The sequence below is a fragment of the Paenibacillus sp. FSL K6-1096 genome (assembly GCF_037977055.1).
Lineage (GTDB): Bacteria > Bacillota > Bacilli > Paenibacillales > Paenibacillaceae > Paenibacillus_AQ.
This window is the reverse complement of sequence record NZ_CP150274.1, coordinates 64,277-83,316: the sequence shown is the minus strand read 5'-3', so window position 1 is coordinate 83,316 and position 19,040 is coordinate 64,277. Positions and strand designations below refer to the sequence as shown.

Here is a 19,040-nt window from a genome sequence, read left to right as displayed (position 1 = left end):
GGAGGAATGTCAAACTACAAGGTACGAAGAATCCCCAGCAGCTCCTCTGACATCCGGCTCACATCCTCAATTGAGGCATTGACCTGCTGAGTAAGGGCGGCCTGGGCTTCAGTGAGGCTGGACATGCTGTTAATCCGCGTAATGATGTCGTCTACTTTTTCATTCATTTGCTGCATGGTAGTTTCAATGTTATTCGATGCTGTCTTACTGTGCTCTGCGAGCTTCCTCACCTCACCCGCCACAATGGAGAATCCCCGGCCGTATTCGCCCGCATGGGCAGCCTCAATCGCAGCGTTCAGCCCAAGCAGGCCCGTCTGGTTCGAGACCTCACTGATGAATTGGGTAATCTCTTTGGTCTCCCCGGTCTTAGCCTTGACCTCCATGGCCGCCTGGTGGGATTGCTCCTGAACCTCAGCCATATCCTGAGCCTGCTCGGTAACGGACACGATGCCGCGGACGATCTCGTTAATCGCTGCCAGCAAGCCCTCCATCTGTACATTAACCTGCCGGACAATCTCCTCTTTGGTGATCTCATGCGTAACATCCCGGATTGTGCCAGCGACTCTTAGAGGGACGCCATGCTCATCGCGCACGGTTTCACCGCCTGCATGATACCAGCGGTATTCGCCGTTTTTGGAGCGCAGCCGGTAGTTCACATCATAGTCCGTCTTCCCCGTGTAATCATTCAGATGATTGGCGAAGGCATCCAGCGTAGGCTGAAGATCATCCGGGTGTAGCTGGTTGCTCCAGCTGCTTAGCAAGTTAGGGAAATCATGTTCGCCTTCAAAACCAATCGTTCTGCGGAACTGCTCCGACCACCAGAACTCATTATCCGGGTTGACCGGATCGCCTGCGATGACCACCATATCCCACGGCGCTTCCACCAGGGCGCGGTTCACCAGATCATAGCGGACTACTAATGCATTCAGCTCGTCCTGTTTGTTTTTTTGGTCATGAATGTCGAACAAGGCTCCTGCCACCATGATGGGTGACCCGTCCGCAGCGCGGGTGGTTGTGCCTGTTGCCTGGAACCATTTATACTCGCCAGCTTTCGTCTTCAGCCTGTACTCAGTGTCATATTTAATCGTGCCGGTCCGGTCCAGCATATGATCTGCGAACAGCTGAAGCACGCCCTCTTTGTCTTCAGGATGAAGACAATTGGACCAGCTCTCCAGCACATTGGGGAAATCATGCTCATCGGTGTACCCGATCATCCGGCGCAGCTCATCGGTCCACCTGAACTCATTGCGCGGATTCACCGGATCTCCCTCATAGACATCCATCTCCCAGAGGCCGATTTCAATGGCTTTGGTGATCATGTCCAATCGAACCTTATAATAATCCTCACGTTTATGTATCATAGCTGTCAGGCGGTCTAGCAGACCCCGCAGCTCATCCTGATTGGATAATAGATATGAACCCGCTTGCTCCTCTTCTCTACGCTCGGCCAGCTCAACATATTGTTGCAGGGCTTCGATCAGCTTACGCTCTGCTTGCGGAGCAGCCCCCTGGGCTGGTGGAGCGGTATTTCCTTTGAACCGGTTCAGTATTGGCATGTGTCATTTCTCCTCATCTCGTGATGTACTCTCTATTTGGGAAAAGCTAGATTGAGTATATAACACACATGGAATTTTATATACAAATTTATATTTAAAAATCAATATAAAACAGCGGCAGAATAAGACTTGACAAAAAGTCTCAGACTGCCGCTGTTTTTTAATTAGGTTTGCGGTATCTTGATAATTTTCGTAAGAATCTAATCCACTTGGGCTCATATGCTTCACTAATTGGTAATCCTTTATAATAACTATTATAAGGATCCATTGCCCATTGCTTTAAAAGTCCTTCAGGAACTTTATACTTATTTATAGGTGAGCTGGGATCTTCTCTGTAAAAATACTCATTACATGCAACACAGTACAAAATCAGCGATTCACCAGAAAGATATGAATAAACATTAAGCTCCGTTTTACAGGTTTCACATTTACATATTCGATTGCGGTTCAGCCAATCAATAAGTAATTGCATGTTATCCCTTCCCCGCTAGGCCTATTTTTCATTCCAAAACATTATTTACTTTGGTCGAAAGACAGCAGTTGGATTTACTACACTTGCTGATAGACAAAAGAGCCAAGATACGATAACAATTGGAAAAATGGCACTTACATTTACACATTTCCTCCTAAGCAGCGAAATAGCACAATCTCAGTTGTATTATTTCCACTTGTTTCCTCCGTTTCTGCCAGTGTCTACAAAACAAGATGCGTTTATCCACTTACTTCCAGACATCTTCTACTAAGAATATAATATCAAAAAAGACGCCTCGCTGACGGGGCGCCTTAACTTGGATAACTAAATTATGATTGGCTGAGCGGGGCTCGATTATAGGGAAGGAGTCCGCTTAAGGCTCCAGCTCCTCACGGGTCCAGTGCAGCTGGACGCCGAGTGCGATCAGCTGCTGCTGATACGATGCAAGATGCGCGGCCGACTCCCTGACCTCAGCCGGCTCTACCTGTTGCCTGATGGCATAAGCCGCGAGCGTTCCCGCTGCTTCGCCGATATTCCATTCAGTCGGATGCAGGCGGTAGCAGCCGTTCGCGATCTGGGTCATGGATATGTTCTTGCAGGCCGGGAGCAGGTTCTTGACCCGCACCGGAATCAAAGCACCCAGCGGAATCTCGTAAGGATGATTCGGAATATAGAAGGTCCGCTGGCTTACGGTTGTGGGATGCAGGTCCAGATGGTAGCTGCCGACGCCCACGCTGTCTTCATAACGCTTCGGTCCCTCCGGCCCGCGCAGCTCCTTGCTTACATCCTGCTCGGCTATCGTGTACAGGCCGCGGATGCGCCGGGATTCCCGGATATACGGGGCCTTAGCCAGCCCATCCTCTGTGCCGAGCACATCCCCGCGCAGCCGCACGCCCGGATAGCCCTGCCCGCCGTCCAGGCGGGGCGCTTCGGTCTGAAGCCAGTACACAAGCGAGAGGGTAAGCTGCCGCGCCCCCTCCAGGTGGCGCTCCCGTTCCTCCGGTGATACGCCAATGATGGGCCCGGCATAGTAATCGTTCAACGCCCAGTTCAGCAGCGTAACCTCACCGTCATTCAGCGGCTCGCTCCAGATGGCAGGGTCCACGATCCGCCGGTAATCCCAGAGGGAGACGATCCCCTGCTCATTCGGGAACATCGTGAACTGCTTCAGCTTGCTCGTATCGTCAGCATCTGAAGCATACCAGCTTAAGATCGGATACTGTGAGAACGATGGCACATATTCGCGCCAGTAATCATAATCCCTTGGTCGCGGGATGGTGTAATCCCCGCCCGGCACATAGTCCACCGCTGCCACGTGGGTGATGGACTGCATATCGAGCGGATCTGCCGTCTCCAGCGCATGGGGCTCCCCTGTCTCGCTGCGGGACTCAGCGCCGCTGACATGCTCAACTCCGGCCAGCGGCAGCAGATCACCGCAATCCGTGGCATCCAGATAATAGTCCCCGCGCAGTATGATCAAGTTCCCCTCCGCCCCATGCCGGACAGTAACACCAGTAACATAATCCCCTTCCGTATCCGCAGCAACCGGCACTGTATGATAGAGCACCTCAATCCGCCCGGTGTTTACATACGGAGCCAGCATCTCCAAGAGAACAGCCAGCGCCACCTTCGGCTCATGCGCCAGCCGGCTGACCCAGCCGTTGCCGGGGTTAAGGTTCGGGTTGCTCTTCGCAGCCTCCGTAAGCGGATAATTCCGTCTGTAATAGTCCCTGACCCTGCTGCGGAACTCCCGGTATGAGGCCGTGCTGCCCGATTGCTCTATCCAGCGGTGCTCATCCGGCGGTACAGCCTGCGAGGTCAATTGCCCGCCCAGCCAATCTGTCTCCTCCGTAATAAGGACCCGCAGTCCGGCCTTGGCAGCAGCCAGCGCGGCCGCCGTTCCGCCAAGGCCGCCGCCGATAATTACTATATCCGAACGCTTCTCCTGTCCGTTAGCCATGCTCCCTCTCCTCCTTGCCGCAGCAGTCGTTATCCCGGCGCGGCCGCTCCAGAGCCAGCCGCGCCGCGCCGAGGCAGCCGGCCCGGTTGCCCAGCTCCGCCGGCACTATCCGCCCGGCCAGCTCCCCGCCTGCCTTGCCGGCCAGCAGCGGCCACCAGACCGCGCGGCTCTGGATAACGCCGCCGCCGATTATAATCAACTCGGGGTCTACCGCCGCCCCGATATTAGCTGTCACCTGCGCCAGATCCGCAGTGAAGCGCTCCAGCACCGCCAGCGCAGCCGCGTCGCCCTGCTCCGCCGCAGCCACAACCTCCCGGCCGTGCGTATACACGCGGCCGGTCTCCTCCATCGCCAGCCGCAGCAGCGCGCGGCCGGACACATATTGCTCCACGCAGCCCCGCTTTCCGCAATTACAGAGGCGACCGTCCGGCACCAGCACGCTGTGCCCCCAGTCGCCCCCGCTCCAGGCGGCCCCGCGCAACAGCTGCCCGGCCGCCATATTCGCCCCGCCGACCCCGGTGCCCAGGGTCAGCATGACCAGGCTCTGCCGGCCGCGCCCTGCGCCCAGCCAGGCCTCGCCGAGCAGTGCGGCGTTGGCATCATTATCCGCCGCCGCAGGCCGCCCGAACGCAGCCTCCGCCCACTGCGTCAACTGCACCCCTTGCCAGCCGGGCAGATTACCGGTGGCATAGACGACCTCGCCGGAGTCCGCATTGATCCGGCCTGCGGAAGCAATCCCCAGCGCCTTTACAGCAGGATGGCCCGCGAGCAGTTCCTCCACAAGACTATGGAGCTGGGCTAGAATCGTATCCCGGCCCAGCCGGGCCTCCGTTTCACGCTCTGCTTCTGCCAGAATCGTCCCCGCCTCATCGGCCACCAGCCCCTTGATGGCTGTCCCCCCGATGTCCACACCTATGACTTCCCGCATTCGTACCGCCTCCACTACTGCGTCCGTCTCTTCATTCGATTTATACTCGGTTTTCCGCATACATTTGCCCACACATCCCCGCGCGCGCTCAATGTATTCGGTTTTTCATATACATCCGGTCAGCTTACGTTCCAGCATCACAATGTATTCGATTTTCCACACACATTTGACCCGTCTGTCACTCACCGGCACATTCTATTCGGTTTTTCGCATACATCCGGTCAGCTTACCTTCCCAGCATCACATTGTACTCGGTTTTTCGCATACATTCGCCCACGCTTGCCTTAGACAGGCACCCCAGCTTACACCAATCCCTTACCGTTACACGGTACAACACTTAACATTACTTCATTTCCCCGCACCCTAATAAATCCGGTCAATAACAGCCCGGGCGGTAAGCTCCTTCATCCGCTTGGTCTCTTCGCCATGCAGGCGCTCCAGTCCCTGGCAGAGCAGGTCAATAATGAACAGCTGCGAGATCTTGGCCCCCACAGAGCCGCCCTCCAGCGGCGATTCCTTCCCGGCAGTCAGCAGCACGATGTCGGCAATCGAAGCGATTGGTGACTTCGCATAATTGGTCATGGCAATCACCTTGGCCCCGTTCTGCTTCGCCTTCATCAGCATGTCGTTCGTATCCAGCGTGCTGCCGGATACACTGATGCCTACAGCGACGTCGCCTTCACCCATGGTGACCGCCATCATCGACTGGATATGGCTGTCGGAATTGGCCTCCACCCGCCGCCCGATGCGCAGCAGGCGGTTCTTGGCCTCAAGCGCGCTGATGCCGGAGGAACCGACACCGAAGAACTGCACATAGCGCGCCTGATCCAGCGCATCTACCGCCTGCTGCAGCTGCTCACGGTCCAGCATCCCCAGACTGGAATGCAGCACGCCCACCATCGAAGCGTACAGATGGTCGGCATAGTCGCCTTCGCCTGCCCCCTGCTCATCCTGCTGGGCCTGGCGCTTCGGCAGCCCCTGGGCCAGCATCAGCTTGAAATCCTGATAGCCCTTGAAGCCGATCTTGCGGCAAAAGCGCATCACCGTAGTCTCGCCCGTTCCGGCGAAGTCAGCCAGCTCGGTGACCGACAGATAGATCAGATTGTCCGGGTGCTCCAGCACACAACGGGCCACCTTCTGCTCTGATTTGGTCATGGAAGGATAATACGTGTTAATCCGGTCATTCATTTCCATTGCGGTTCATCCTCACTTTTCTTGCCGCTGCTGCGAACGGCCGGGTTATCAGCTGCGGCCGGGTAATGGCCGAGCCTACCACCACTGCGTAGGCTCCCAGGTCCAGCGCCGCCTCCACCTGGTCGGGCCGGCTGATCCGGCCTTCGGCAATGACCGGAATCTTCAGCCGCTGGGCGGCCTGCTCCAGCAGCTCCAGATTCGGGCCTTCCTGCTGCCGTGAATACGGGGTATAGCCTGACAAGGTGGTCGAGACACAGCTAACCCCCAGCGATTCGGCATAGACCGCTTCCTCCAGCGTAGAGATATCGGCCATGGAAGCGGCCGGGCTTGTGTTCAGCACATCTATAATCTGCTCCAGTGTACAACCCTCCGGGCGGCTCTGCCGGGTCCCGTCAAAAGCAATGATATCTGCTCCGGCCTCCAGCAGCTCCTCTATCTCCCGCAGTGTAGGCGTAATGTAGACGGCGGAACCGGGGTAATCGCGCTTCACGATGCCGATCACCGGCAGCGTAACCGCCTGCTTGATCGCCCGCACATCCGCCGCCCCGTTCGCCCGGATGGCGATGGCCCCGCCCTCGGCGGCCGCCACGGCCATCCGGGCCATAATCTCCGGCCCGTGCAGCGGCTCATCCGGCAGCGCCTGGCAGGAGACAACCAATCCGAGGTGCAGGCGTTCCAGTATATTTTTGCTCAGGGTCCCCACCCTCTCTCCTTGTATTATATATAAAATTGAACTAGCTACCGCTCCTATCGCTTATACAATTCCAAAATCCCCTCCGTCAGTTTTCCCGATCTGTATTGTTGAAGTCCAATTTATATCATCCGCCCGCCATCACGAGGGCACATACTGCACAGATAAGCCCACCTCGAACATCCGGTTCCACGGCATATAACAGTCGGTAATCCTGACGCTTCCCTCCGGGCTGTCGATCCTCACCGCCAGCTCCTCACTTAGCCGTTCCCGGACACGGGCAGCCACACGGCCGCGCGGCCCGTCCAGCTCATACTTGCCGAAGCCCATCTCCTGCACAGGGCCGCCGCTCAGCTCACCCCGCACGACCGAGCAATAGCAGACATCCTCCGCATAGCGGAGCGCCAGAAAATTCAGATGCGCCTGTGTCCGCCCGCAGTGCAGATAGATCATCGCCTGGGAGATCACGGTTCCGAGGGAGTTGGAGCTGGTATTCCAGCCGGCATAGCCCGCCAGGTCGAACAGCATGTGCTTTTGACGCAGCATTTTGACCAGCTTCTGATCGCCGCCATTGGCATAGCCTACATCGGCCACAGCAACCGGCAGCTTCTTGTCCCGCAGCAAGTGCTCCCCGTATTCTACCAGCTCCATCAGGTTCCGGTATATATCATAGCTGAAGTATGCGTGATGCTGCGACACCGCCTCTGCCATCGTCTCGCCCGGTGTGCTGACCAGCAGGACCAGATCCGCCTCCGCAGCACTGGATGCGATCAGCCCCCCAGCAGCCAGGATCTGATACTTCAGGGTCTCGTAGAAAAAGCGGTCCTCGAACAGCGGCGTCACGAACGCTCCCTGCACAGCAGACAATCGCGGGTAGATCAGCGGCCTGCGTCCTTCGGCCATGTTCAGCATCCTGGCAAGCAGCGTGCAGCCTACCTCATCGGCCCCCGGATACATATAGACCTTAAGCTCCAGATCAAGCGCCGTGATCCGTGCCCGCACCTTCTCCTGATCCTTGGCGGTATGGCCATACGGAGCTGAATCATCCTGCGGCACAATCATGAAGTCGATGACCCCGCCACTCACCAGCTCCAGCGCCTGCTTGTTCGCTTCAATATTAACGGCTCTGCGGCCGAGATAATCCTGCAGCACGGCGGACGGAAGCCGCAGATCAATATCGGCCAGCTCGCGGATCTCCTCATCCGTGGCGATGCCCAGCTCCAGCCGGTGGCCGATGAAGCCCTTGCGGAAGATCTCCCGGCCCCAGTCGGCATAATAATCCGGCTCCTCGTCCGACAGAGAGTACTGTGGACAGCGCATAATCAGCTGGAACGCATACAGCTTAAGCTGCGGATAACGCCGCTTGATCTCCCTCAGCCGCTCCAGACGGGCATCCAGCTCATCCGGCTTCAACTGGTGCAGCCGCGAAGGGATAATCCCGCCGTAGAGCAGCGTATCCAGGGCGACCACCGCGCCATCCGCACCTTCACAGGCAGCCTCGAACCAGGACCAGAGCTGTTCTATATCACCCGGGCGTTTTTTGAGGCCCATGATCTCAGCCGGGGGACGCTCCACCATGTAATCTGTTCCCTGAGCCAGCAGATACGGGAATTCATAATTGCAGGGCCGCTCATCCAGCGGAACCAGGACCAGTTTACGAAGCTTAGTCATGTCTGTCCCCCTCCTTGGTCTCCTTCGTCTCCTCCGGCAGCTCCAGACCCAGCACCTTAGCCGCGCGTACAGCCGGATCACTTCCGAGTCGCGCACCATAGCTGCGACAGGTCTCCAGGCATTCACGGACTTCTGCCGCAGCCTGCGGCTCCAGCGGGTCCGCAAGCTGTCTGCGCAACGCCCGCCACAGCACTGCATCCGCAATCGCCCGGCGCAGCCAAGGTCCAGCTTCTTCGATGAACTTGGCATTGTCCAATCCACCCAGCCGCACAGCCGTCTGCTCCAGCCGGTTGAAATAAGCATCCAGCCGCTCCAGATCGCGCTCTGCCAGCGCATCGTCCAGCTCCGGGTATCCGCCGGAATACAGGCGGCTGTTCAGATTCTGGCGGCAGAAGAACATCATCTCCTCCGCCAGCTCCCCGGCGAATTCACGCACGGACAGCTCCCAGGACAGCTCCGGCATGTAGCGCCCGCTGTTCCACATGTAGTGGGACATGGTGGTGAGTGTGATTTTGGAGCATTCCCACTGGTTCATGGGATTCGCCACGACGGCGGTGTGCCCGAATTGACCAAGCCGGGAGCTGCGCCCGCGCACCGGATCAAGGAACAGCCGGTCCTTGTCGCAGTCGTTCACCGGAATATTGTCCCACAGCCACAGCTCATGCCCGTAAAAGCCATGGTTATCCTCCGCATGTCTGCGGCCGATCTCCGGGGCGAAGACGAAGTAGCCGGTCCAGAAGATTTTGACGGCAGGATGAAGCTGCTCCCGGATATCCTTCTTGTACTCCGTATTCCAATACGACCAGTATTCCGAAGGACACATCGCCAGGGTGAAGTGCGGCAGACAACCAGCCAGATAATCGTAGACCCGGTTCGTCACATAGGCATGGGCGGTCCCGGAGCGCTCCAGGAACTGCTTGTTGTCACCTTGCAGCACATAATCAATGTCATCCATTAATAGTGCGAAATGCCGCACTCCAATCGCGATCATGGCCGCAAGCTTCTCCTCCAGCTTCGCGAAGTCGCCTTGGCTGCGGAATTCCAGATCATTGCCCGGACTAATACAATAGTAGAAATCCACCAGCTGCTTGTCGCATTCCTGCTTAAGCTCATGAATCTTGGCGGACACATCGTCCGGATACGGCTCACGCCACAGCTTCCGGTGATAGGGATCATCCTTCGGCGCGTACATGAAGGCGTTCATCCGGTGCTCACTCATGTACCTGACCGAATCCATCCGGTCTGCGAAGCTCCATGGCACACCATAGAACCCTTCAATAATGCCCCGCACCGCAAAAGAAGGCTCATCCTCCACCGTAGCCACCGGCAGGCGGCAACAGTCCTCCTCAACCGTAAGCAGCCGCTTCAGTGCATCCAGACCGTATTTTAGCCCGCGCCGGTTAGGCGCAGCAATGACCAGCTTCGCATCCTCGCCAATCGTAAGACGGTATCCGTCTGCAGCAAGCCCGCCGTCATACTCCAGCATCAGCTGTGCATTCCCCTTATCGGCGGTGGCTACGCCCGGTCCGGCCGGCTTCAGAATCACGATGCCGCCGCCTTCCTCAAGCAGCCCGTCTGCATCCTGATTCATCGCATACCGCGAGGCCAGTTCACAGCGCAGCTGCGGGCCGTCCACGATCAGCTCTTTGCCTTGTGTATAATAGTCGCGGAACAGATACTGGCAGTCCCGTAACGAAATTCCCATTGAGTTATGCCTCCTTAGTTACCCTTTAATCGCTCCTGCAATTCCTTCCATATAATACTTCTGTGTGAACAGGAACACGAGGATGATCGGCAGCACCGAAATCATTGTTCCGGCGGCAATCCAGCCGAAGTTGTAAGAGAATTGCCCGTTCAGATAAGTGAGCGCCGCCGCGAGCGGATACTTCTGCGGATCGTCGAGGACGACAATCGGCCACAGGAAGTTGTTCCAGAACGCCATGACCTCCAGCAGCCCGATGACGGCAATCCCCGGCTTGACGAGAGGCATCACCAGTTGGATAAAGATCCGCAGCTCGGAGGCCCCGTCCATTTTACCCGAATCCCGGATGTCGGCCGGAATGCCCAGGAAGGTCTGGCGCATCAGGAAGATATTGAACACCGACACCGCCGCCGGAAGAACCACCCCAAGGAAGGTATTGCCCAGCCCAAAAGCCTGAATCGTCAAATAATGCACAATCATCGCAGTAGCCGATGGAATAATCATGGTCGAGATCAGCAGCGTGAACACCAGGTTCCGGCCCTTGAACCGGAAGGCGGCCAGCGGATACGCGGTCAGACAGGACAGGAAGATATTGAAGACGACCCCAAGCAGCGTAATAACGACCGTATTCAGAATGTAACGCGGGAAATCCATGAAGTTCCACACCTGCACATAGTTCTCAAAAGCGATGAAGGTCGGCAGAATAGCCGGCGGATTCGCAAACACATTGCGTCCCGGCATCAGCGACACGCTGAGCAGCCACAGGAACGGCCCCATCATGAACAGGGCGAGCAGGACCAGCAGAATATAAGTAATCAGATAACGCAAGCTACGCGGCATCAATAGGAATTCACCCCGCCTTTCCGGTTGAGCCGGAATACGAGCACGCTAAGCGCCCCCACCAGCACACTGACAATCAGCCCGAGCGCCGAGGCATAGCCGAAATTGAACTGCTCCAGCCCTTTTTGAAAAATATAGACGCTTGAGGTCAGCGTGGACGTCCCCGGCCCCCCCTTGGTCAGAATGTAGACCTCATCGAACACGCGGATTGCGCCCATGACCGAGATTAGCGTGCAGAACAGAATATGCGGGCGCAACAGCGGCAGCGTCACATGCACAATCAGCCTTCCCGGCCCGGCTCCGTCCACCCTTGCAGCTTCATACAAGTCTGCCGGAATGCCCTGAAGCCCGGCCAGATAGAGCATCATGTAATAGCCGAGGCCCTTCCACATTGTAATGAACATCAGGACATACAGCGCCGTACTGCTCGTGGAGAGCCAGGACACCTGCTCACTAATAATGCCCACCTTCAGCAGCAGATAATTGACTACACCGTTATTGCCGAGCAGCCAGCTCCAGATCAGCGCCACTGCTACCATAGACGTTACGACCGGGATGTAGTAGGCGGCGCGGAACATTTTGACTCCAGGAATCTTGCTGTTCACCAGAATCGCCATCAGGATCGACAGGATCTGGATCACCGGCACAATCAGCACATACACCAGTGAGTTCCATAGTGAAATCAGGAAATTGTGATCTTGGAAGGCCCGGGTGAAGTTATCCAGACCCACATATTTCGTCTCGGCAATGACCGAATAATCTGTCAATGAGAGCGGTATTCCGTATATAATCGGCCAAAAGGTAAACACCGCCAGAAACAGCAGGCCCGGTGCCATAAAAGCCCATGCGGTAAACGTCTCAGACCGAATCCCCTTGTACACCCGCTCCACCTCCCTCTCCTTCAAAATACTCCATTATCCTTCAGCAGCTTAGGAGCCCTGACTGATAATGTTGTTAACTTCCTTCTCTACCTTGTTCAGCGTCTCCTTGATATCTGCGCCGTTCATCAGAATCTCCTGCAGTCCCCGCGCCAGCGCAGAGTTGATATCCGCTGCACTTGGCACACCGACCATGTAATCAGTAGCTTTATCCAGACTCTGTGAGGAAGCGACCTTCGCTTCGGCTTCCAGGGAGCCGTCAGATTCGGTGAAGAACGGGTCCTGAATCGAGGCCTTGCTTGACGGCAGTGTATTGGCGACCTTGGAGAAGGCCGTCTGGTTCTCGGCGTCCGTAATGAAGGCGGCGAACTCTACCGCTTCCTTCGGGTTCTTCGACTTTTGCGGCACGACCAGGTTCATAGAGTTAGAGAGACGCAGATTGGCCTTGCCTGTCGGCAGCGGGACAGCGATGGTGTTCTTGTAAACATCCGGCGCAGAGGTCTTGATGAAGTTAATGAAGGTTGGACCGGATAACTGAAAAGCTACCTGCTCACCCGAAAAATACTGGATCTGCTTGCTGAAATCCGCGTCCTCCTTCAGTACCACGCCTTCTTTCATCAGATCGCGCATCTGGGTAATCATTGCCTCGGCTTCCGGCGTATTGAAGGCAGCGGCTGTCTTGTCTTCATTCAGGATGGGAATACCATCGATCGGGAACAGCTTGGAGACCAGCTGCTGGGCATACCCTGCGGCTCCGGTCTTCTCATGTACCTGGCGGGCCCATTCCACCAGCTCCTCACGGGTCTGCGGCGGGTTCGCCGGGTCAAGGCCGGCTTGTTCCACCAGCTTTTTGTTCATGAACAGCACCTCAGTGCCTGTGTACCAGGGGAGCGCATAAGCCTTGCCGTCCAGCACCGTAGAATTATAGATTCCCTCAAAATAACTCTTCGCCTGCTCATCCGTCAGGTATTCATTCAGATCCAGCAGCGCTCCCTTGCTGCCTAACTGGCTGGCGAATTCAGTGTTAAGATTCACGACATCGGGGCTTTTGCCGCTGGCTGTGCTGGTCAACAGGCGCTGCGAGATGGCATCATACGGATAATCCTTCCACTCCACCTTCACTCCCGGGTGGCTCTCCTCATACTTGGCAATCAGATCATTGAAGTAATCATTGAACGTAGGCTGAAGTGCAATGGTCCAGAATTCCAGAGTCACGTCCTTGGCAGCAGCCGTTGCCTCTGCGCCTGTTCCGGTCTGCCCGGCGCTTCCCGTATCCGGTGTATCCTTGGTATTGCCATTCCCTCCGCAAGCCGCAAGCAGCATAGACATGGACAGCAGTAACGATACCGTGAAGCCTTTTCTGTTCGTTCTCACACAACATTCCCCCTCAGTATAAGTGTAAGGTGAGCGCCCTTCCCGCGTCAGCATTCCTGACTTGTTGCCCCCTCTTTGCAATGAGTATAGCAGAATTCACATTAAAATAAAGTATTTTTCCTAAAATAAATTAAATAAAGAAATAATTTTTCTTTTTGAGTCGAGTATATTGGAGCAACTCCTCCTGAAGGGTGAAAATGCAGAAAATGATGCAGGCATCTTATGCCACTATTCAGTAGGGTCTACCTTCGCCCGGCCGCCTGCTGGCCGGCGTCATCATTCGGACTAAGTGCACTCGCGCTGACGTGATGTAATCGGTTTTCCGTGTACATTTGGTCCGCCACCCTCGCGTCCAGTACAATGTAATCGGTTTTCCACTTACATTCGGCTCACCACCCTTGCACACGCGCAATGTGTTCGGTTTTTCGATTACATTTGAACCGCGGACCATCGGCTGACCGATTGTGTTCGGTTTTCCGCATACATTTAATCCTCACGCTCCGTTCGGGTCCTATTGTGTTCGGTTTTTCACACACATTGGGCCTGCACGCCCTCACCGGGCGCATTGTATTCGGTTTTTCGTATACATTTGCACTACCTGTCCCCTCTCCAGCACATTGTATTCGGTTTTTCACATTCAGACTCCAATCCATGGGGTGTACGTTTTTCTCCACAACAAAAACCTCCGCCTGCACAGGAAAGTGACTTCCCGGCAATGCGGAGGTTGGAGATATCGGCCAGAGCTGTGTACTCAGTGCCTATTGAGCAGCAGCCTGCTCCGGCGCCTTCTGATTCATGATCGGCAGCATGACCATTGCCCCCAGCAGGAACAGCAATCCGGCTCCGCCGTAGATCGCGCTTAGTGAGAAGGAACTTTTTAGTGCGCCGGCGAAGGACATGGATATGACCATCATACCGACGAACATCGGATTCAGCACCCCGTTGACCCGGCCGACAATGGTGGAATGGGACCATTTCAGAATCATTGTGCTGATCCCGATATGGATGCACGGGAATACCAGCCCGTTCAGGAACTGGATGGTCAGCGTGAGCGGAATGCTGGTGGATAAGCCGACTATCGTAGTGCAGATCGCGCCCGAGACCATCCCGATGGCCAGCAGCAGCTGTGGAGGGACTTTTTTGGCAAAAGCAGCGACAATCCCTCCCCCGATCAGCATCGCAGCCCCGTTAACCATCAGCAAATATTGCAGGAACTCCTCATTCTTGCCCAGCCGCTCTGTGACGATGAACAGATTCAGCGCCTGGGATACGCCAACGGCAAGCCCTGCCAGTACGAACGCCAGCCCGAGCATCCGCAGCACCCGGCTCTGCCAGACATAGCGGAAGCCTTCGGTGAAGTCCTTGCGGAATTGCCCTTTAACAGCCACTGTCTTGGTGACGGAAAGGTCCTCAGGGAGGCGGACAAGAACCAGCGCAGACAGAATAAATACCACGCCCATAACAGCAATGGAAATCTCCAGCCCGAATGTGCTGTACACGAAGGTTCCCAGCATCGGTCCCAGCACCATGAATATCGCCATCAGCGACTGGAAAAGCGCCATGCCCTGCTGCAGCTGTTCCTCAGGTACATGAACCTTGAACAATCTCATGCTCGACGGCTGGGAGAACTGTGACAGAATGGCCGAGATGAAGGCGACCAGATAGACGGACTCCCAGGATCCGAAATGGATGCTCAGCAGCACGGCGAAGACGGACACAGCAGATAGGGAATCGCACCAGATCATCGTCCGCTTCGGCCGCCACCGGTCGGCAAAGGTTCCGCCAATGAACGAGAATACAAAAATCGGTGCAAACTCCGCTACGCTAATCAGGGAGATGGCATAGGGATCATTGTTGGTCCGGTCCGCAACATACAGGAGAATGGCGAAATTCCGCACCCAAATCCCGATCTGCAGAAGCACGCTTGACAATAGAATCGTCTGCAGAAAGCGGTTACCAAACAAACTGGGCGGTTTTGCGTTTTGTTCGTGACTATTCAATTTTTTGCCCCCCTACAAATCCATAAAATAAATGTTCAATCCTGGTTCATACTTTGTTCATTCCAGGCAGGGTTCTCCTTTCCCTCCCTTATTATACGGACCGGACCCTGTTCAATAAAGGCCTGCGGACAGAAAAATTGTAATTAATCTTCCACAGGCTTGGACGGATGAATCTGCTGATATATGGGCGGGATGTATGTAGAAAACTGAACACATTCGCATTAGGCGAGTGGGACGTGCACGGGTCAAATATAATCGAAAAACCGACTACATTTGGCGGGTGCAGGGTAACGGACCGGATGTGAGTGAGAGTTGTGCTCCTGCTCCCAAAGAAAAAGCTGCCCCAACCAGCCACTTGATGGCTTTGGAGACAGCTTTTTGAGAGTGTACAGCCGGTTGGCTATAACGCTCTTATTTATGAATAGCCTTGAACGCCTCGGTCTGCTGGGTGATGCCCTTCTCGGCGGCAAAACGCTCGATGCTCGATGCGCCGAAGAAACCGTCGATGCCCTTCGTCCGCTCAATCACATACGCTGCATCCTCCGGCTCGGCAATCGGCCCGCCGTGGCAGATAATCATAATGTCCGGGTTCACGGCCCGTCCGGCTTCAATAATCGCCTCGATGCGTTCCACGCAGTCATCCAGCGTCAGCGCAGTTACAGCACCAATCGTGCCCTTGGTGGTCAGGCCCATATGGGCAACCAGAATGTCAGCACCTGCTTCGGCCATCGCTCTCGCCTGCTCCGGGTCGAACACATACGGGGTGGTCAGCAGATCCAGCTCATGGGCGGTGCGGATCATCTCCACCTCCAGGCCGTAGCCCATGCCGGTCTCCTCCAGATTTTGCCGGAACACGCCGTCAATCAAGCCTACGGTCGGGAAGTTCTGCACACCGCTGAAGCCCTGCTCCTTGAGCTGCTTCAGGTAGACCTCCATCACCCGGAACGGGTCGGTCCCGCATACCCCGGCCAACACCGGCGTGTGCTTAACAACAGGCAGTACTTCAGATCCCATCTCCACGACAATCTGGTTGGCATCCCCGTAGGACAGCAGACCGGCCAGTGAACCGCGCCCCGCCATTCTGTAGCGGCCGGAATTATAGACAATCAGCATATCCGCCCCGCCCGCTTCACTGCTCTTGGCTGTAATGCCAGTGCCTGCCCCGACACCGAGGAGAATTTTGCCTGCCTTCACTTCTTCCTTGAATTTCGCCATAATCTCAGTTCTGCTTAGCTTATTCATACGTATTTCCTCCTTGTGGTATGGTTCAGGAATTAGCATCCTGCATCAGATTAATCAGCTTACGGGCCGCCGCCTGGGCAAAAGCCGGATCGTTGATCGCATAGTCCAGCTCGATCACTTCAACAACGTTGCGGTCCACCTGGCCGCGCAGGGTATCGAACAGCATCCGGTCCTCCTCGGGACCATAGAACGGCTGTCCTTCCACATCAATAGCCGAGATGCCTTGGAGAGGCAGCATCAGGACCGTTCTCTCCTTAGCCATATTGAGCTTCTCTGCCAGCTTCTTACCCAGCTGTTCATTCTCAGCCACGGTTGTCCGCATCAGCGTAACCGTCGGATTATGATGGTAGAACTTGCGGTCCTTGAACTTCTCCGGCACGCTATCCGCTGTACCGAAGTTGCACATATCCAGCGCGCCTACCGAGACCACCTGCGGAATACGCTTGCGGCCTGCGGCCTCCAGGCGGTGCGGGCCCGCATTCAGAACCCCGCCGATGATCTCATCCGCCCACTCCGTGGTTGTCAGATCGAGCACCCCTTCGATGAACCCGGCCTCGACCAGTGCCTCCATCGACTGTCCGCCGATGCCCGTTGCATGAAATACAAGCACCTCGTAGCCCGCCTCCTCCAGAACCTTACGCGCTTCTGTCACACAGGGCGTGGTTACGCCGAACATGGTCGCTGCCACCAGCGGCTTCTTCTCCGGCTGCTGCGCAGTCTCGAACCTCAGCATACCGGCGATGGCGAACATCGCATTGCTGAAGATTTTGGTCGAGATGGAATTCAGGCCTGCCACATCCACCACAGACGGAATCATCACGATATCACTTGTGCCGACATAAGGAGCAGTGTTCCCTGACGCCACGGTCGAGACCAGCACCTTCGGCACGCCGATTGGCAAGGCCCGCATCGCGGGTGCGACCAGTGAAGTTCCTCCCGTACCCCCGAAGGAGATAATACCGTCGAATCTGCCTTCCTTATACAGCTGCGGAACAAGCTGCTCCAAGCCTCTGGACAATACCTCTGTCGCCAAGGCCCGGTCTTTTCCCGCTGCAAGCTCTTCAATGCTCATGCCTGCGGCACGGGCGACCTCCCCGTTCGATACCTCCGGGACAAATACCGGCTCGAATACACCAGTATGGATCATCAGCGTCTTCAGTCCAAGCTCCCCGGCAAGCTGCTTGATATACAGGTATTCCTCGCCTTTGGTATCGAATGTTCCGGCAATGGCAATCGTCTTCGTCTTCATGCTGCGCCCTCCTTCTGTTCTTGATAGCTTCATCATACCGGGCCAGTCCATGAATGAAAACGCTTTTATGTTCTATATTCTTGTGTTTAGGTTAGATCGGTACTGTCTGGGCGAGCAGCCCTTCAGTTTTTTGAACATCCGGCTGAACTGGGCATAATCGGAATAGCCTGCCATGGCGGCCACCTCGGACAGCTGTAGATGCGGCGACTGGAGCAGGGTAGCGGCTTTGTCAATCCGGTAGTTCACCAGGTAGCTCTGGAAGCTGCAGCCTACCTCTTTTTTGAACAAGCTGCTTAAGTAGCTGCGGGAGATATGGGCCACCTGGGCCAGATCCGCGAAAATAATCTCCTCACTGTAATTCTGCGCCACATACTCCTTCACGAACTCCACATAATCGTAATGCTTGGTGATGCCGCTGAGCATCTGGACCATCAGGTCGTCCTCATTCAGTTTGCCCAGGCGCTTGAAGTCACGGGTAATGGCCGTAATCGACTGCTCAGAGGGAATCCGTTCAAAAGCCGACCCGCCGATATAGCCCATAATCGCTGTATTGTTGCTGTACATGTACTGGACATCGACCGGTGTCTTGACCGGCCCGCCGTAGATCATCTGGATCACCTCCGGCTTCACCTCACCGGCAGCGGCAAGAATTCGCAGCGCCTTCGTCTTGGCCGCCTCCAGAGAGACCACCTTCCGCGCGCCCAGCAATCCGCCGACAGTCAGGCCAAGATGCACACAGATCACCTCCGCGCCCGCTTCGGCCATCTGGACCGCCTGCTGCTCATCGAATACGAAGGCTACCGTGAACAGCTCCTGCTGATGCGCCAGGCGAATCGCCTCCACCTCCTGCTCATAGCAGATGCCGTCCTCCTCCAGCGCCTCTCTGAACTTGCCGTCGATCAGGCCGACAGTCGGATAATTGTTGATGCCCGCGAAGCCTCTCGCCTTGATCTCCTCAATATACTTAGCCATATCCCGGGTAGGATCATTCGCATTCAGCCCGAACAGCACCGGCGTATGTCTGACCAGCGGCACAATCTCTCTGGAGCCAAAATCCATCACCATCTCATTGCTGTTACAGAACGGCAGGAAGCCCGCCAATGAGCTTCTTCCCATCTGCCGGAACTTGCCGGAATTCAGCATCAGGATGAAGTCCGCTCCGCTCTCTGCGGCCACCTTGGCTGTGATCCCCGTACCTGTTGAGACGCCGATGATGTGGTTACCTTCATGAAGCTGTGTCTGGAGCCGTTCCAGAATAGCGGTCCGGTTCAAGTCTCATCCCT

The 19,040-nt window shown here is 56.0% G+C and carries 15 protein-coding genes; all 15 read right to left on the bottom strand.

Going from position 1 to position 19,040, the window contains the following annotated elements; genetic code table 11:
• Nucleotides 1-14: 14 nt before the first annotated feature.
• Nucleotides 15-1,556, bottom strand: coding sequence for a PAS domain-containing protein (locus MHI24_RS00315; RefSeq protein ID WP_340023563.1), 1,542 nt, complete (start codon nt 1,554-1,556; stop codon nt 15-17).
• A 160-nt stretch (nt 1,557-1,716) separates the two neighbouring features.
• The gene (locus MHI24_RS00310) at nt 1,717-2,028 is read right to left on the bottom strand and encodes a hypothetical protein (protein ID WP_340023562.1); all 312 of its coding nucleotides are present in this window, start codon (nt 2,026-2,028) and stop codon (nt 1,717-1,719) included.
• Nucleotides 2,029-2,401: 373 nt separating this feature from the next.
• Nucleotides 2,402-3,988, bottom strand: a complete 1,587-nt coding sequence (locus MHI24_RS00305) for an FAD-dependent oxidoreductase (RefSeq protein WP_340023561.1) — start codon at nt 3,986-3,988, stop codon at nt 2,402-2,404.
• Nucleotides 3,981-4,976: an ROK family protein gene (locus MHI24_RS00300; protein ID WP_340023560.1), complete on the bottom strand. Its 996-nt coding sequence runs from the start codon at nt 4,974-4,976 to the stop codon at nt 3,981-3,983. The genes MHI24_RS00305 and MHI24_RS00300 overlap by 8 nt, the downstream gene beginning before the upstream one ends.
• A 303-nt stretch (nt 4,977-5,279) precedes the next feature.
• A complete protein-coding gene (locus MHI24_RS00295; RefSeq protein ID WP_340023559.1) occupies nt 5,280-6,110 on the bottom strand; it encodes a MurR/RpiR family transcriptional regulator in 831 nt (276 codons plus the stop codon).
• On the bottom strand, nt 6,097-6,804 hold the full coding sequence (locus MHI24_RS00290) for an N-acetylmannosamine-6-phosphate 2-epimerase (RefSeq protein ID WP_340026856.1): 708 nt from the start codon (nt 6,802-6,804) through the stop codon (nt 6,097-6,099). The genes MHI24_RS00295 and MHI24_RS00290 overlap by 14 nt, the downstream gene beginning before the upstream one ends.
• 138 nt (nt 6,805-6,942) lie before the next feature.
• Nucleotides 6,943-8,472 (bottom strand): DUF4127 family protein, encoded by a 1,530-nt coding sequence (locus tag MHI24_RS00285; RefSeq protein WP_340023558.1) that lies wholly within the window; start codon nt 8,470-8,472, stop codon nt 6,943-6,945.
• Nucleotides 8,465-10,177: a beta-N-acetylglucosaminidase domain-containing protein gene (locus tag MHI24_RS00280; RefSeq protein WP_340023557.1), complete on the bottom strand. Its 1,713-nt coding sequence runs from the start codon at nt 10,175-10,177 to the stop codon at nt 8,465-8,467. The genes MHI24_RS00285 and MHI24_RS00280 overlap by 8 nt, the downstream gene beginning before the upstream one ends.
• Nucleotides 10,178-10,195: 18 nt before the next feature.
• Nucleotides 10,196-11,014, bottom strand: coding sequence for a carbohydrate ABC transporter permease (locus tag MHI24_RS00275; RefSeq protein ID WP_340023556.1), 819 nt, complete (start codon nt 11,012-11,014; stop codon nt 10,196-10,198).
• Nucleotides 11,014-11,895: a sugar ABC transporter permease gene (locus MHI24_RS00270; RefSeq protein ID WP_340023555.1), complete on the bottom strand. Its 882-nt coding sequence runs from the start codon at nt 11,893-11,895 to the stop codon at nt 11,014-11,016. Before MHI24_RS00270 ends, MHI24_RS00275 begins: the two co-directional genes overlap by 1 nt.
• 48 nt (nt 11,896-11,943) lie before the next feature.
• On the bottom strand, nt 11,944-13,266 hold the full coding sequence (locus MHI24_RS00265; RefSeq protein WP_340023554.1) for a sugar ABC transporter substrate-binding protein: 1,323 nt from the start codon (nt 13,264-13,266) through the stop codon (nt 11,944-11,946).
• A 758-nt stretch (nt 13,267-14,024) separates the two neighbouring features.
• The gene (locus MHI24_RS00260; RefSeq protein ID WP_340023553.1) at nt 14,025-15,266 is read right to left on the bottom strand and encodes an MFS transporter; all 1,242 of its coding nucleotides are present in this window, start codon (nt 15,264-15,266) and stop codon (nt 14,025-14,027) included.
• A gap of 411 nt (nt 15,267-15,677) precedes the next feature.
• A complete protein-coding gene (locus MHI24_RS00255; RefSeq protein WP_340023552.1) occupies nt 15,678-16,508 on the bottom strand; it encodes a phosphoenolpyruvate hydrolase family protein in 831 nt (276 codons plus the stop codon).
• A gap of 25 nt (nt 16,509-16,533) precedes the next feature.
• On the bottom strand, nt 16,534-17,757 hold the full coding sequence (locus MHI24_RS00250) for a Tm-1-like ATP-binding domain-containing protein (RefSeq protein WP_340023551.1): 1,224 nt from the start codon (nt 17,755-17,757) through the stop codon (nt 16,534-16,536).
• Nucleotides 17,758-17,829: 72 nt separating this feature from the next.
• Nucleotides 17,830-19,029 (bottom strand): phosphoenolpyruvate hydrolase family protein, encoded by a 1,200-nt coding sequence (locus tag MHI24_RS00245; protein ID WP_340023549.1) that lies wholly within the window; start codon nt 19,027-19,029, stop codon nt 17,830-17,832.
• Between the last annotated feature and the right edge of the window lie 11 nt (nt 19,030-19,040).

Bases quoted from the DNA above. Each gene is read 5' to 3' on its own strand.
- MHI24_RS00315 (WP_340023563.1), bottom strand. From the start codon at position 1,556: ATGCCAATACTGAACCGGTTCAAAGGAAATACCGCTCCACCAGCCCAG.
- MHI24_RS00310 (WP_340023562.1), bottom strand. From the start codon at position 2,028: ATGCAATTACTTATTGATTGGCTGAACCGCAATCGAATATGTAAATGT.
- MHI24_RS00305 (WP_340023561.1), bottom strand. From the start codon at position 3,988: ATGGCTAACGGACAGGAGAAGCGTTCGGATATAGTAATTATCGGCGGC.
- MHI24_RS00300 (WP_340023560.1), bottom strand. From the start codon at position 4,976: ATGCGGAAAACCGAGTATAAATCGAATGAAGAGACGGACGCAGTAGTG.
- MHI24_RS00295 (WP_340023559.1), bottom strand. From the start codon at position 6,110: ATGGAAATGAATGACCGGATTAACACGTATTATCCTTCCATGACCAAA.
- MHI24_RS00285 (WP_340023558.1), bottom strand. From the start codon at position 8,472: ATGACTAAGCTTCGTAAACTGGTCCTGGTTCCGCTGGATGAGCGGCCC.
- MHI24_RS00280 (WP_340023557.1), bottom strand. From the start codon at position 10,177: ATGGGAATTTCGTTACGGGACTGCCAGTATCTGTTCCGCGACTATTAT.
- MHI24_RS00275 (WP_340023556.1), bottom strand. From the start codon at position 11,014: ATGCCGCGTAGCTTGCGTTATCTGATTACTTATATTCTGCTGGTCCTG.
- MHI24_RS00255 (WP_340023552.1), bottom strand. From the start codon at position 16,508: ATGAATAAGCTAAGCAGAACTGAGATTATGGCGAAATTCAAGGAAGAA.
- MHI24_RS00250 (WP_340023551.1), bottom strand. From the start codon at position 17,757: ATGAAGACGAAGACGATTGCCATTGCCGGAACATTCGATACCAAAGGC.